Here is a 13,936-nt window from a genome sequence, read left to right as displayed (position 1 = left end):
GCCGGGTCACTCCACCTCCACCCAGCCGAGCGCCCGCTCCACCGCCTTCTTCCACCCGGCGTAGCCCTCCGCGCGCTGCTCGTCCGTCCAGGTCGGCAGCCAGCGGCGGGCCTCGTGCCAGTTCTTCCTCAGGTCCTCGGTCGAGCTCCAGAAGCCCACGGCCAGCCCCGCGGCGTACGCGGCTCCGAGCGCGGTGGTCTCGGCCACGACCGGCTTGGACACCGGCACGCCGAGAATGTCCGCCTGGAGCTGCATGCACAGGTTGTTGGCGGTCACGCCCCCGTCCACGCGCAGCACGTCGAGGGCCACCCCCGAGTCACGCTCCATCGCCTCGACGATGTCGCGCGTCTGGTAGCAGATCGCCTCCAGGGCGGCGCGCGCGATGTGCGCGTTCGTGTTGAAGCGGGACAGCCCGACGATCACGCCGCGCGCGTCCGAACGCCAGTACGGCGCGAAGAGGCCGGAGAAGGCGGGCACGAAGTAGACGCCCCCGTTGTCGCTCACCTGCCGGGCCAGCGCCTCGCTCTGCGCCGCCCCCGAGATGATGCCGAGCTGGTCGCGCAGCCACTGCACGGCCGAGCCGGTCACCGCGATCGACCCCTCCAGCGCGTACACCGGCGGCTCGGCGCCGAAACGGTAGCCGACCGTGGTGAGCAGGCCGTGCCGCGACCGCACCGGGTCTCCGCCGGTGTTGAGCAGCAGGAAGTTGCCCGTGCCGTAGGTGTTCTTGGCCTCGCCGGGATCGAAGCAGACCTGGCCCACGGTCGCCGCCTGCTGGTCGCCGAGGTCGCCGGACAGCGGCACCTCCCCGGCGAGCGGCCCCCAGCGCCGGGTCATGCCGTACGCGTCCGGGTTGGACGACGGGAGGATGCGCGGCAGCATCTCGCGCGGCACGTCGAAGAACGACAGGAGCTCCTCGTCCCAGTCCAGCGTCTCCAGGTCCATCAGCATCGTGCGGCTGGCGTTCGTGGGGTCGGTGACGTGCGCGCCGCCGTCGGTCGCGCCGGTGAGGTTCCACAGCAACCAGGTGTCGGCGGTGCCGAAGATCGCCTCACCCGACCGGGCGTCCTCGCGCACGCCCTCGACGTTCTCCAGGATCCACTGGATCTTCGCGCCGGAGAAGTACGTCGCCGGGGGCAGCCCGGCCCGGCGCCGGATCACGTCACCCCTGCCGTCGCGGTCCAGCGCGGCCGCGACACGGTCGGTCCGGGTGTCCTGCCACACGATCGCGTTGTAGTACGGCCGCCCCGTCCGCCGGTTCCAGACCAGCGTCGTCTCCCGCTGGTTGGTCACCCCGAGCGCCGCAAGGTCGGACGCGGCCAGCCGCGCGCCGCGCAGCGCCGTCTCGATCACCGCCCGGGTACGCTCCCAGATCTCCGTCGGGTTGTGCTCCACCCATCCGGCGCGCGGGAGGATCTGCTGGTGTTCGAGCTGGTGCCGGGCGATCTCGTTCCCGCCCCGATCGAAGATCATGAACCGGGTGCTCGTGGTGCCCTGATCGACCGCTCCGACGAAGTCCGCCATGGCATGTCGCCCCCTCTGCCGCGCGCCTCACCAGGTCAGATGCCCTCGTTCTCGGTGGGGACACGGCCCACCTCCAGCCCCGTGACCGGCAGGAACCGGGCGATCAGGAGCCGGTAGAGGCCCGCGCCCACCACGCCGCCGATGAGCGGGGCCACGATCGGCACCCAGAAATAGAGCTCCCCGTATTGGTCCCGCCATGCCGTCGCGTACCCGGTGATGAACGACGCGAGGCGCGGGCCGAAGTCGCGCGCCGGATTGATGGCGTAGCCCGCGTTGGCGCCCCACGCCATGCCGATCGCCACCACGATCAGCCCGATGACGACCGGGAACAGGTTCGCCCCCGGCGCGACGTTCAGCTCGTCCACCACGGCGAAGATCAGGAACAGCAGGATCGCGGTGCCGATCACCTGGTCGCGGAACGCGCCCCACAGAGGCACCGGCAGCGACCCGTTGCCCGGCAGGGTCGAGAACACGAACTGCGTCTTGAGCGTGCGGCCCGGATCGACCGTGGTCAGCACCTCGTCGTAGTTCCACCGCACGAGCAGCGCGGCGACGAACGCCCCCAGCGTCTGCGCCGCCGTGTACGGCAGCACCTTGCGCCAGGCGAAGCCCTTGAACACCGCGAACGCGAGTGTGACGGCCGGGTTGAGGTGCGCGCCGCTGATCCGCGCCGCCGTGTAGACGCCGAAGGTGACGCCGAGCCCCCACGCCCACGAGACGCTGTCGTGGTTCCCGAGACCGGCGGCGACGACCTGCGCGACGACGCCCGTGCCGAACAGGATCAGGATCAGCGTGCCCGCGAACTCCGCGGCCAGCTCCGCGACCAGCCTCGGGGCCTTCGCGTGTGCAGCCACGTCTTCCCCTCCGGTTGCGGCGGCCCCGGCGCCCTCGCCCTCTACTGATCTCCGCGTACGAACCGGCGGACACGGCCCACCACCTCAAGAGTCCGTCCATATGGCATAAAAGTGAGAGACAAGAGACTCGGGAGCTCATGGGCACGGACGGACCCTTCTGGCGGGCCATCGCGGTGTACCGCGTCGCCTCGCTCGCGTACGCCGCGCTGCTGCTCGCGGCCTCGGGAGACTACCGGCGACCCGCCCTCGGGTGGCTCATCCTCGGCGTGATGGCGCTCTGGACGGCGGGGGCGACGGCGGCCTACCGCGTCGCGCGCGGCCGGGCGCTGCTGCTGATCGACCTGCTCGTCACAGTGGGCTGCCTGCTCGCCTCGCCGTACGCGCAGGGGCCCGAGGCCGAGCTCGGGGGCGTCGTGCCGATCACGGCGACCTGGATCGGCGGCCCCGTGCTGGCCTGGGCGGTGCACGGAGGACGCCGCGTCGGCGTCGCGGCCGGGGTCCTGCTGTCGACTGCCGACCTGTGGGTGCGCGGCCTGCGCGGCTTCGACCTCCTCGTCCCCCTCAACGGGTCGGCGCTGCTGATCCTGGCCGGGGCCGTCGTCGGCCACGTCGCCCGGCTCACCGAGCAGGCCGAGCGGCGGCTCCAGCGGGCGGTGGAGATGGAGGCGGCCGGCCGGGAGCGGGAGCGGCTCGCCCGCGGCATCCACGACTCCGTCCTCCAGGTGCTGGCCCTCGTACAGCGCCGCGGTCTGGAGATCGGCGGCGAGGCCGCCGAACTGGGACGGCTCGCCGGAGAGCAGGAGGCGGCGCTGCGCGAGCTGATCCGTGCCGACCCGTCCCCCGCCGGCGGCTCGGGACTCTCCGACGTCGGCGTCCTGCTGCGCCGGCTCGGCTCCGCCTCGGTGACCGTGGCCACGCCCGCGACACCGCTGCTCCTGCCCGCGAGATCGGCCGGGGAGGTCGTGGCCGCGGTCGCCGCCGCCCTGGACAACGTGCGCCGGCACTGCGGCGAGGGCGCCCTGGCCTGGGTCCTCGCGGAAGGGGACGGCGGCTCCGTCACCGTGACCGTACGCGACGACGGCCCCGGCATCCCCGCCGGGCGCCTGGCCGAGGCGGAGGCCGCCGGCCGGCTCGGCGTCGCCCAGTCCATCCGCGGCCGGATCGCCGCCCTCGGCGGCGCGGTGGACGTCTGCTCCGTCCCCGGGCAGGGCACCGAGGTCGAACTGACCGTGCCCACGGCCTCCACGGGCCCCGCCCGGCCGTCCTACAGTTACGGTCGTGAACGGTCTGCGGGTGATGGTGGTGGACGACCACCCGATGTGGCGCGACGCCATCGCCCGCGACCTCAGCGAGGCCGGCTGCGACATCGTGGCGACCGCGGGTGAGGGACGCCAGGCGCTCCGGGTCGCGGCGGCCGTACGTCCTGACGTGGTCGTCCTCGACCTGCGGCTGCCCGACCTGTCCGGGGTCGAGGTGGCCCGCGGGCTGGCCGCCTCCGCGCACCCGCCGCACGTGCTCGTGCTGTCGGCGAGCGGCGAGCAGGACGACGTCCTCGACGCGGTGAAGGCGGGCGCCTCCGGCTACCTGATCAAGTCCGCGAGCCGCGAGGAGTTCCTCCAGGCCGTACGGCGCACCGCCGAGGGCGACGCCGTGTTTACCCCTGGCCTCGCCGGGCTCGTCCTCGGGGAGTACCGCAGGCTCGCCACGCAGCCGCCGCCCGACGACGGCCCCCGGCTCACCGACCGCGAGACCGAGGTGCTGCGCCTGGTCGCCAAGGGGCTCTCGTACAGGCAGATCGCCGAACGGCTGGTGCTCTCCCACCGCACCGTGCAGAACCACGTGCAGAACACGCTGAGCAAGCTGCGGCTGCACAACCGGGTCGAACTGGTCCGTTACGCGATCGAGCGCGGGCTGGACGAGGAATGAGAGCCCGAGGTCACACGCCGTCCACCTTGTACGGGTCGTGCTCGGACAGGAGCTTCTCCAGGCGCGCCTGGTCCACCCGGCTGTGCATGTTGCCGAGCTCCTGCCGGTCGCGCACGCACTTGGCGAGCGCGAACGCCGTCGTCACCGTGTACATCACCCCGATCCCCAGGAACGCCCGCACCCACGGGCTGACCGGCAGGTACGCGATGCCGACCGCGACACTGGTGAGCGCGATCCCGAACGAGATGACGCACTGGGTGTAGTAGGCGGTCGTCATCGTGGGCTGGATGGGCTTGGTCTTCATGCCTCCGATGGTCCGCCCCGCCCCGGCCTCCGCGCCTGAGTACGACTACCCGACTCCGTCTGAGTACTTCACCCGGGCGTGGGTCGTTCCCGGCCTTCTGCCTGGGGAGGCGGCTGGATATCGTGGCTGGTCGTTCTGCCGGGCGACGCGGGCGGTCCAGTGGCGTGCCGGGGCTGCTCGGTGTCAGCAGCAGCGCTCTCCGACAACTTGAAGATCAACCACACCCCGGCGGGTGACGGCAGAAGTGGTCCCCACCTCGGCCGTCACCCATTCGACTCACTGGACGTCGTGTGCCCGTGAGGCGATGCGGTACGCGCGGATCACGGTCTGTTCGACGGTGTCGCCGTCGCCGTCGGTGGAGGTGGCGCGCAGGGAGACGAAGCCTTCCTTCCCCGGATGACGCAGGAGGACCCGGGCGCCATGGACCCTGGCCGGAACCCAGGTGGCGCCGTCATCGTAGGAGACCTCCACCTTCAGCTCGCGTGAGCCGGTAGCCTTGCTGCCCGGCTGGGGCTGAACGGTGACCGGGATGGTGAAGGCGACCCCGGCAGGCGCGGTGTTGAGACGGTCAAGGTCGGGAGAGAAACGCACAACCGAGATCGGCAGGCGCTCCTCCGCCTGGACGGCGCCTGAGGAGAAGGTCCACACGGCCGAGACCCGAGTGGAAAGCGTTGCCGGGGCACCGCGTTCGGCTTCGGCCTCCAGCCGGTATCGCGCCCGCCCGGGCGAGACGGGGAAGTCGGCCAGGAGGGACCGCTGGGAGCCGACGAGCACACCGTCGCGGTACAGGGTGGTGCGCTCAGCATCCGCGAACGACCAGCCGAGCGTGCCCCGCCCGTCGCCGAACATCCACAGGTCGGTGGAGATGACGTCCTCCCTGCGGATCAGCGCGTCGCGGAACTGCTCGCTGGAAGGTAGCGAAGGGCCGAACACACCCCGGTTCCATCGCTCGGTGGTGACGGTGCCGGGCCGGTAGCCAAGGACAGCGGATTCGAAGTGGTTGACGCGGTCCGGAGTCGCCTCCCACAGGAAGTGCTGCCAGCGGATGCCGCCATCAGTGTTGACGCGCACCCTGCGGACGGCGGGTATCGCGAAGTCCTCCGGGATCACGTCGGACGGGAAGGCGCTGTCAGGGGGCATCGCCCTCCCGGACGTGAAGCCGGTCGCGCCGGGCAGGTGGCCCGCGTAGTCCATGTCGACGGTCGCCAGGCTCTTCGGGTCCACCGCTCGCCGGAAGCCGGTGACCAGGCGTCCGGGTTCGAACCAGGCCGCCCGGTAGACGTCGGCGCCATCGGTCCAGGAGCCGGCCACCTGGGTGAGCATTCCGTCATAGGTATCGCCCGGCCCCAGCTGGGCGGTGAAGGCGCGGTCGAAGCTGCGGCTCATCCAGCCCCGGTGCCGTCGGCCGGTGGCCGTCTCGGTCCGGTAGACGACCTTGGAGTGGGTGGGGGTGGCGTTCGGCGTGGGTGGCGGCACCTGGATGGGCTTGCCCAGGCGGGCGTCGGCCTCGACGGTCCGCGGCGCGTCCAACCTCACCTGGGGATCGACGAGCAGGGTGACTCCGGCCTCGTCCACGATGGTGGTGTCCACCAGCCACGTCCCCTTGGGCAGACGCACGGTGTGGACACTCGGCCCGCCGAGGACGGTGATCGGCTCTTGGTCGGCGTCCAGCCGTCTGATCTCCATCTCGTAGTAGCTCGCCGGGTTGCCGGCCCGATCGGTCTGCCGGATCGTCAGGTCGTAGCTCTCGACCTCCTTCTCGACCCCGACCGGGGTGCTCACCTGGACGCCGTCGGCGCCGGTGGCCACGATGTAGTCGCTCACCAGGCCGTCGGATACGTCGGCGCGGGTGTCGGCGGTGACGTTCGCCTCGGCCTCACCACCCGGCGGCACAGTCAGCGTGGCCGGGCTGACGGCGAAGACCGTCCCGGTCCGGGCCCGCAGGCTGAGCGTGACCGGCGCGGATGTCGGATTGTGATAGACCACCTTCTTCGTGACCGGCTCGTCGTCGTGGTGCGGCCACCGCATCAAGCCGAAGCCCAGCGACGGCGGATGCGCGGTCAGCGTCTGCGTCGTGGCCCGATCGGCGTCCACGCGGCCCGCCCCCTGAGCGAAGACGCCGAGCCCGGAGTTCGGGCGGGCGGAGGCCATGAGCGCGGACTTCAGCGCCTCCCCCTTCCACTCCGGATGGAGACCCGCCACCAGCGCCGCGACGCCCGCCGCGTGCGGGGTGGACATCGAGGTGCCCGACATCGCCACATACGCGCCACTACCGGGGCTGTGCTGGCTACGCGCGGCCGTGATGTCCACGCCGGGCGCGGTGAGGTCCGGCTTCAGCCCGCCGTCCCCGGCCCGTGGCCCCTGGTTGGAGAACGACGCCAGCTCGTCGGAGGAGTCGACGGCGCCGACGGCCAGCGCTGCCTCGGCCGTGGCGGGTGAGCTGACTTTCCCGCCCTCGTTTCCGGCAGCGACCACGAAAAGCGTGCCGTACTGGGCGCTCAGCGCCTCCACCCCCTGCTCCAGCGGATCCTGCTCAGGCGTGTCCTCATGGCCCAGGCTCAGGTTCACCACCCGCGCGCCCTGCTCGGCCGCCCACTGCATGCCCGCAAGGATCGCCGAATCGCGGCACCACATCGAGCCGCACACCCGCCCGTCCAACAGGTCCGCGCCCGGGGCGACGCCCCGGTAGCGCCCCTGGGAGGCGGAACCGCTCCCGGCGATGATGGAGGCCACGTGGGTACCGTGGCCGACCAGGTCCCGTTCGTCGGGCTCATCGGTGAAGTCCTTGCGCAGGCTCACCTTGCCGACCAGGTCGGGGTGCGCCGCGTCGATCCCGCTGTCCAGGACCGCGACCTTCACCGCCGCCCCGGTCAACCCCCTGGCCCAGGCCGCGGGCGCTCCGATCTGCTGGACGCTCTTGTCCAGCGAGACCCGCCGCACCCCGTCCAGCCAAACCTTCCCCTCGTTCCCCAGGGTGGCGGTGAGCTGCGTCCAGAAGCTGACCGCCCGCGCCCGCTCCTCACGTACGGCATAGCCGTCAACCGCGGCCAGCGGCACTATCGCCGAACCCCCCGCCAGTGCCCTGGGCTTGGCCATCCCGGTGACGATGAGCGGCAGGTGGTCACGGCGGCCGTCGTGACCCGCCCGCAGCAACGCGTCGACGTCGAACAGCCGCGGATCCAGCCGTCCCGCCCCCAGCAGCGGCACGGCGTCGCTGGGAACCACCCGCCGCCGCCCGTTCTCCTCCTCGGTGAGGAAGGCGACGTCCTCCCGTCCTTCACCGGGGTCGATCATCACTCCGCCCCCGGACAGGACGGTCACCCGATCACCGGTGATCAGCGTGACGGCCCGCCCGTCCGGCCCCGTCCGCGCGCCCGCCGCGGGTAACGGATGGGCGGCCAGTATGACCAGGGCGAACGCTGCCGCCACCGTTGTTCTCAGTCGCATACGATGCTCCAGATCGCGGACAATGGATCACTACCTATCCGCCGATCGGCGAGATGTTCTTCGCATCAGGGCCCGGCACCGGGCGCGGTGTCTCGGGTGTGGGTCGTTCCCGGCCTTCTGCCTGGGGAGGCGGCTGGATATCGTGTCCGATGTGTCAGGACCCCGTACGCCTCTCCCCGCCGCCGACCTGGCCCGGACGGTCGTGTTCGCCGCCTTCATCGCGGTGCTCGGCATCTTCCCCGGGTTCTACGTCGGGACCTCCGGCGTGCCCATCGTGCTGCAGAACGCCGGCCCGCTGCTGGCGGGGGCCGTCCTGGGCGCGCGGCGCGGCGCCGCGTCGGTCGTGCTGCTGCTCGCGCTGACCGCGATCGGCCTGCCGCTGCTGTCCGGCGGGCGCGCGGGGATCGGCCCCTTCCTCGGCCCGAGCGGCGGTTTCCTGCTGGGCTGGATCCTGTCGGCGCTGGTCGTCGGCCTGATCGTGGAGCGCGCGGCGCGTCCCCGGCTGCCGGTGCTGCTCGCGGCGGGCGCCGCCGGGCTCGCCGCCGACTACCTGATCGGCGTTCCGTTCCTCGGCCTCTACACCGGCGACCTGCCCGCGGCCGCGACGCAGTCGCTGGTCTTCCTGCCGGGCGACGCGGCCAAGGTCGTGACGGTGGCGCTGATCGCCGCCACCCTGCACCGTGCCCTGCCCGGACGGCTGGCCGGATCGGCGCAGCGGGCTCGATGACCTTCGCCACGCCTCCGGTCCTCGGCCCGGCCCGGGTCCCGTACGCGCTGCTCGCCCGGGCGCACGGGGCCGCGCGGCTGCTGGCCGAGCGCGGGGTCGGCGCGGGCTCGCGGATCGCCGTCGACGTCGCGGACCCGTGGGACGCGCTGGCGTGGTTCCTCGGCGCGGACCTGCTCGGCGCCGCCACGCTGATGGTCGAGCCGGCGTGGACGTCGCGCGAGCGCGCGGCGGTGCTCGCCGACGCCCGCCCGCACCTCGTGGTCACCGGCACGCCGGCCCCGGCCGCCCACGGGATCACGCCCGCCGGGGACGACGACACCTTCTTCTACCTGCCGACGACCTCCGGCAGCAGCTCCCGGCCCAAGGTACTCATCCGCACCCGCGGGTCGTGGCTGCGCAGCTTCGCCGCGCTCGGCCGCCTTCCCGGGCCCGTGCTGATCCCCGGGCCGCTCAGCTCGTCGCTGTTCCTGTTCGGCGCGCTGCACGCGCTGTGGTGCGGCCACGACCTGCGGCTTTCGCCGCGCTGGGACCCGGAGGCCGCCGCCGGGGCCGCCCGCGACGCCGCCGCCGTCCATCTGGTCCCGGCCATGCTCGCCGGGCTGCTCGCCGCACTCGACCGGCGGCCGGACCTGCGGGCGGCCTGCGCGCTGCGCACGGTCGTCTGCGGCGGAGCGCACCTCGGCGCCGAGACGCGGGAGCGGTTCGCCCGGCTGCTGCCGGACACCGAGCTGATCGAGTACTACGGCTCCGCCGAGCACTCCCTGATCGCGATCCGCCGCGAAGACGACGGCCTGCGCCCGGTCCCCGGCGCACGGCTCGACATCCGTGACGGACTGCTGTGGGTGAACTCGCCCCTGGCGTACGGCGGCCGCCTCCGCGACGGCGAGCTCGAACCGGACGGCGCCGGATGGTCCACCGTGGGCGACCGGGTCGAACTGGACCCGTCCGGCTGCCTCGTGGTGCGCGGCCGGGCCGGGGCGGTCGTGTCCAGCGGCGGCCGGCTCGTGTCCGCCGAGGAGGTCGAGGCGGTGCTGCGCGGCGTCCCCGGGGTGGCGGACGTGCTCGTCACCGGCACCCCGCACCCGGCGCTCGGCGCGATCGTCACCGCCGTCGTCGAGGTCGGCGCGGACGCGCGCCCGGCCCTTCGTGACCTGCGCGCCGCCGCCCGGACCGCGCTCGAACCGGGCAAACGGCCGCGCCGCTGGCTGGCGACGCGCGCGCTCCCCCGCACACCGTCCGGCAAGCCGGCCCGCGCCGCGATCACCCGCCAGTTGCGGGACGGCACCCTCCCGGCCGAGCCGCTGCGATGAACGACGACCTCACCCCCGTGGTCGTCGCGGCGCGGCGCACCCCGATCGGCAACGCGGACGGCGCGCTGCGCCGGTACGCCGCCGACGAGCTGGCCGCCCCGGTGCTGCGCGCCGTGCTCGACGACGCGGGCTTGGACAGCGTGGACGACGTCGTCCTCGGCAACGTCTTCGGTCCCGGCGGCAACCCGGCCAGGATGGCGGCCCTGCGCGCCGGGCTGGGCGAGGGCGTCCCCGGGATGACCGTGGACCGGCAGTGCGCCAGCGGGCTCGCCGCGATCGTCCTCGCCGCCGCGATGATCCGCGCCGGGGAGGGGCGGGCGTACCTCGCCGGGGGCGTGGAGAGCGCCTCCACCGCGCCGATCCGGGCGTGGCGTCCCGAGTCCCCCGGCGAGCCGCCGCGCCCCTACGCGCGGGCGCCGTTCGCCCCGGCCGAGATCGGCGACCCGGACATGGGCCCGGCCGCCGACCTGGTGGCCACCGAGGCGGGCGTCTCACGCGAGCGGCAGGACGCCTTCGCCGCGCGCAGCCACGCCAGGGCCGTCGCGGCCGTACGGGACGGCCGGTTCGCGGCCGAGCTGGTCCCGATCGGCGGCGTCGAGCGGGACGAGCGGCCCCGCGCCGGGTTCACGGTGGAGCGCCTCGCCCGGTTCCGGCCCGCGTTCACCCCCGGCGGCACCGCGACGGCGGCCAACTCGTGCGGCATCAACGACGGAGCCGCCGCCGTGCTCGTGGTGAGCGAGACGCTCCGCCGCCGGCTCGGACTGCCCGGCCTGCGGCTGACCGCCTCGGCGACCTCGGCCGTCGATCCGAACCGGCTCGGCCTGGGCGCGGTCCCGGCCATGAAGACGGTGCTCGGCCGCACGCCGGACGTCGTCGAGTTCAACGAGGCCTTCGCCGGGCAGACGCTCGCCTGCCTGGACGCCGCCGGCATCGACGAGCACACGGTCAGCCCCGACGGCGGCGCGATCGCGCTCGGCCACCCGTGGGGCGCGTCCGGCGCGCTGCTCGTGGTGCGGCTGTTCGCCACCCTGGTCCGGGTACGCGGCGCGGGCTGCGGCCTGTCCGCGCTGTCGGCGGGCGGAGGCGTCGGCGTGGCCGCGATGTGGGAGGCGGTGCGGTGATCGAGTTCGAGGACGTCGGGCACCGCTACGGCGAGCGGGTCGTGCTGTCCGGCGTGGACCTGCGCCTGGCCGAGCGGCGGGTGGCGTTCGTCGGCGCGAACGGCTCCGGCAAGTCCACGCTGGCCCGCATGATCAACGGCCTGGTCCTGCCGGCCTCCGGACGCCTCCTGGTCGACGGACTCGACCCGGCCCGCCAGGGCCGCGAGGTGCGGCGGCGGGTCGGGTTCGTCTTCACCAACCCCGACAGCCAGATCGTGATGCCCACGGCGGGCGAGGACGTGGCATTCTCGCTGCGCCGCTCCGGGCTCTCCCGCCGGGAGCGCGCCGAGCGGGCGGCCGAGGTGCTGGCCGAGTACGGCCTGGCCGGCTACGCCGATCATCCCGCCCACCAGCTCTCCGGCGGCCAGAAGCAGCTGCTCGCGCTGTGCGCCATGCTCGCGCTCGACCCCGCCGTGCTCGTCTGCGACGAGCCGACGACGCTGCTCGACCTGCGCAACAAGAGGCGGTTCGCCGAGATGCTGACCGGTCTGCGGCAGCAGGTCGTGATGGTGACCCACGATCTCGACCTGCTCGACGGCTTCGACCGCGTCGTCGTGCTCGACGGCGGCCGGGTCGTCGCGGACGACGAGCCGGGGCCGGCGCTGCGCCACTACCGCGCGCTCGTGACATGACGGCGGGCGGATGGTACGAGCCCGGGTCGAGCCCGGTGCACCGCGTGCCGGCCGGCTGGAAGTTCGCCGCCCTGCTCGCGTTGGCGGCGGCGGTGTTCGCGCTGCGCTCCCCCGTCTGGCTCGGCGGGATCTGCGCCGCCGTCGTCCTCGCGTACGGCGTGGCACGGGTCTCGCTCCGGCGCTGCGCGGGGGTGGCCCGCTCGCTCGGGGTGCTGGCGGCGTTCGTGTTCGCGGTGCAGTGGTGGCTGCTCGGCGCGGATCGGGCGCTGGTGGTGTGCCTGCGCGTTGTGACCGCCCTGGCCGCGGCGAACCTGTTCACGATCACCACCAGGATCGACGACGTGGTGGCCGCGGTCGAGGGCGGGCTCGGGCCGCTGCGGCGGTTCGGGGTCCGGCCGGACCGGATCGGCCTGATCGTCGGCCTCACCCTGCAGGCGGTGGCCGCGCTGTCCGCGATCGCCGCCGAGGTGCGGGAGGCCGCCAGGGCGCGGGGCGCGCAGCGGTCGGTCACCGCGTTCGCCGTGCCGTTCCTGGTCCGGACGCTGCGGCACGCGGACGAGCTGGGCGAGGCTCTGGCCGCCCGCGGGGAGGGCGACCGCTAACGTCGCGGACGGGTGTGTCTCACCCGCGCAGCGTCCGCCAGATCACGGCCGGGCGGGCCAGCGCCGACGGCGGATCGATCAGCCCGGTCACCCGGGTGAAGGCCTCCGCGACCCGCCAGTCCCGCGCGGCCGCCCGCCGCATCCTGCCGAGGTAGGCGTTGAGGACGCGGCTCGCCACGGTCTTCTGGTTCCCGGCCTCCCGCAGGGCCAGATCCGCCCCGGTCGAGAGCTGCCACGGCGGGTCGAGCGCCTTCGCGACGGCGGCGAAGTACCGGCCGGCCAGGTCCCGGGTCCCCTCGCGCAGGCAGTCGCGCAGCGCGAGCGCGTCCAGCGCCCCCACCGACATGCCCTGGCCGTAGATCGGGTTGAAGTGGCAGATCGCGTCCCCGGTGACCAGGAGCCCCTTCGGGAACCGGCCCAGCCGCTCATACCTGCGCCGGACGCTCGTCGGCATCCTGGCCACGCCGATCTCACCGAGCGCCTCGCCATCGCGTACGGCCGCGGCCACGTCGGGCGGAAGCACCTCGTCGACCCAGGCGAGGAAGTCCTCGGGGTCGGCCGGCGGGCGGACGCCGGCGCTGCCGCCCAGCGTCACCAGCCAGCGGCCGCCCTCCACCTCGCAGAGGGCCGCGCCCTTGAGCGTTTCGGGGGACGTGCCGACGAGGACCATGCGGTCGCCCTCCACCGCCCCGTCGGGAAATCGCACGTACCGGGTGGCGTAGGCGACCTCGACCCGGATCGTGTCTTCCTCCGGGCGGTCGAACCCCAGCGCTTCCAGCCAGGCGGGGGTGCGCCCACCTCGGCCCATCGCGTCGACCACGAGGTCGGCGGGCAGCTCGCGCTCCCCGTCCGCCCCGGCGACTCTCGCCCCGACGACCTCGTCTCCCCTGGTCAGCACGCCGGTGACCTGGACGCCGTCCTCGATCGCCACGCGATCCAGCGCCCGTACCCGTCGCCGGAGGTGCCCCTCCAGGAAGGGCCGGGTCGCCGACACCCCGATGTCCCCGGTCGGCGCCCGGGCGAACTCGCGGCCTCCCATGATCATGCGGACGTGCGCCGGGGCGTACGGCACGGCGCCCGCCGTGATCATCTCCTCGGTCACGCCGGGAAACAGCTCCTCCATGATCTGGAGGCCCCTGGCGAGCAGGGCGTGGGCGTGAAAGCTCTGCGGCACGCCCCTGCGCGGCCCATCGACGGCCAGCGCGTCCCGCTCGACCAGCGTCACCCGGTCGTAGAAATCGATCAGCACCCGGGCGGCGAGCAGCCCGCCGATTCCCGCTCCCAAGACGATGGCATGGTCACCGGCCCGTGGCGTCATAAAACGGATCTTGCCGGAAAAATCACCAAAGATCGAGATCTGACCGGACGACGATCTCAAGACCCATAACCATCAGGACAGGGGCAGGTAGGCGGAGCCCCGAAAGGAAGCCTCCATAAAGGGGATTTCCGC

General features: G+C 73.5%; 12 protein-coding genes. 7 read left to right on the top strand and 5 right to left on the bottom strand.

Annotation, left to right across the window (positions count from 1 at the left end):
* Window positions 1–6: 6 nt before the first annotated feature.
* Together glpK and ACQP1V_RS09530 are read right to left on the bottom strand one after the other, a co-directional pair.
* Window positions 7–1,524 (bottom strand): glycerol kinase GlpK, encoded by a 1,518-nt coding sequence (gene glpK / locus ACQP1V_RS09535; protein ID WP_387412930.1) that lies wholly within the window; start codon window positions 1,522–1,524, stop codon window positions 7–9.
* Between the two features lie 35 nt (window positions 1,525–1,559).
* Window positions 1,560–2,378 carry an MIP/aquaporin family protein gene (locus tag ACQP1V_RS09530; RefSeq protein WP_433421043.1) on the bottom strand — a complete coding sequence of 273 codons (819 nt, stop codon included), beginning with the start codon at window positions 2,376–2,378 and terminating at the stop codon, window positions 1,560–1,562.
* A gap of 137 nt (window positions 2,379–2,515) precedes the next feature.
* On the opposite strand from ACQP1V_RS09530, the gene macS reads away from it, so the two are divergent.
* Entirely contained in the window at window positions 2,516–3,763 is a 1,248-nt protein-coding gene (macS, locus tag ACQP1V_RS09525; RefSeq protein ID WP_433421040.1) for a MacS family sensor histidine kinase, read from the top strand.
* Complete coding sequence (locus ACQP1V_RS09520) at window positions 3,675–4,304, top strand: response regulator (RefSeq protein ID WP_433425792.1); 630 nt, start codon at window positions 3,675–3,677, stop codon at window positions 4,302–4,304. Before macS ends, ACQP1V_RS09520 begins: the two co-directional genes overlap by 89 nt.
* A gap of 10 nt (window positions 4,305–4,314) precedes the next feature.
* Here the strand turns inward: ACQP1V_RS09520 and ACQP1V_RS09515 are convergent, their stop codons facing one another.
* Window positions 4,315–4,608 carry a YiaA/YiaB family inner membrane protein gene (locus ACQP1V_RS09515; protein WP_387412924.1) on the bottom strand — a complete coding sequence of 98 codons (294 nt, stop codon included), beginning with the start codon at window positions 4,606–4,608 and terminating at the stop codon, window positions 4,315–4,317.
* Between the two features lie 276 nt (window positions 4,609–4,884).
* Entirely contained in the window at window positions 4,885–8,055 is a 3,171-nt protein-coding gene (locus tag ACQP1V_RS09510) for a S8 family serine peptidase (RefSeq protein ID WP_433421038.1), read from the bottom strand.
* A gap of 151 nt (window positions 8,056–8,206) precedes the next feature.
* Between ACQP1V_RS09510 and ACQP1V_RS09505 the strand changes: the two genes are divergently transcribed.
* The 5 genes from ACQP1V_RS09505 to ACQP1V_RS09485 are packed head-to-tail and all read left to right on the top strand — an operon-like array spanning window position 8,207 to window position 12,486.
* Complete coding sequence (locus ACQP1V_RS09505; protein WP_433421035.1) at window positions 8,207–8,782, top strand: biotin transporter BioY; 576 nt, start codon at window positions 8,207–8,209, stop codon at window positions 8,780–8,782.
* The gene (locus tag ACQP1V_RS09500; protein WP_433421032.1) at window positions 8,779–10,092 is read left to right on the top strand and encodes a class I adenylate-forming enzyme family protein; all 1,314 of its coding nucleotides are present in this window, start codon (window positions 8,779–8,781) and stop codon (window positions 10,090–10,092) included. The genes ACQP1V_RS09505 and ACQP1V_RS09500 overlap by 4 nt, the downstream gene beginning before the upstream one ends.
* Window positions 10,089–11,213: a thiolase family protein gene (locus ACQP1V_RS09495; protein WP_433421029.1), complete on the top strand. Its 1,125-nt coding sequence runs from the start codon at window positions 10,089–10,091 to the stop codon at window positions 11,211–11,213. Before ACQP1V_RS09500 ends, ACQP1V_RS09495 begins: the two co-directional genes overlap by 4 nt.
* Window positions 11,210–11,884 (top strand): energy-coupling factor ABC transporter ATP-binding protein, encoded by a 675-nt coding sequence (locus ACQP1V_RS09490; protein ID WP_433421027.1) that lies wholly within the window; start codon window positions 11,210–11,212, stop codon window positions 11,882–11,884. The genes ACQP1V_RS09495 and ACQP1V_RS09490 overlap by 4 nt, the downstream gene beginning before the upstream one ends.
* The gene (locus ACQP1V_RS09485; protein WP_067135703.1) at window positions 11,881–12,486 is read left to right on the top strand and encodes an energy-coupling factor transporter transmembrane component T family protein; all 606 of its coding nucleotides are present in this window, start codon (window positions 11,881–11,883) and stop codon (window positions 12,484–12,486) included. Before ACQP1V_RS09490 ends, ACQP1V_RS09485 begins: the two co-directional genes overlap by 4 nt.
* Before the next feature lie 19 nt (window positions 12,487–12,505).
* Here the strand turns inward: ACQP1V_RS09485 and ACQP1V_RS09480 are convergent, their stop codons facing one another.
* The gene (locus tag ACQP1V_RS09480; RefSeq protein ID WP_433421022.1) at window positions 12,506–13,804 is read right to left on the bottom strand and encodes an FAD-dependent oxidoreductase; all 1,299 of its coding nucleotides are present in this window, start codon (window positions 13,802–13,804) and stop codon (window positions 12,506–12,508) included.
* Window positions 13,805–13,936 lie beyond the last annotated feature (132 nt).

Origin of the sequence: Microtetraspora malaysiensis (assembly GCF_050947145.1) — a bacterium.
Classification (GTDB): domain Bacteria; phylum Actinomycetota; class Actinomycetes; order Streptosporangiales; family Streptosporangiaceae; genus Microtetraspora_A; species Microtetraspora_A malaysiensis.
This window is presented reverse-complemented; position numbering and strand designations above follow the sequence as displayed.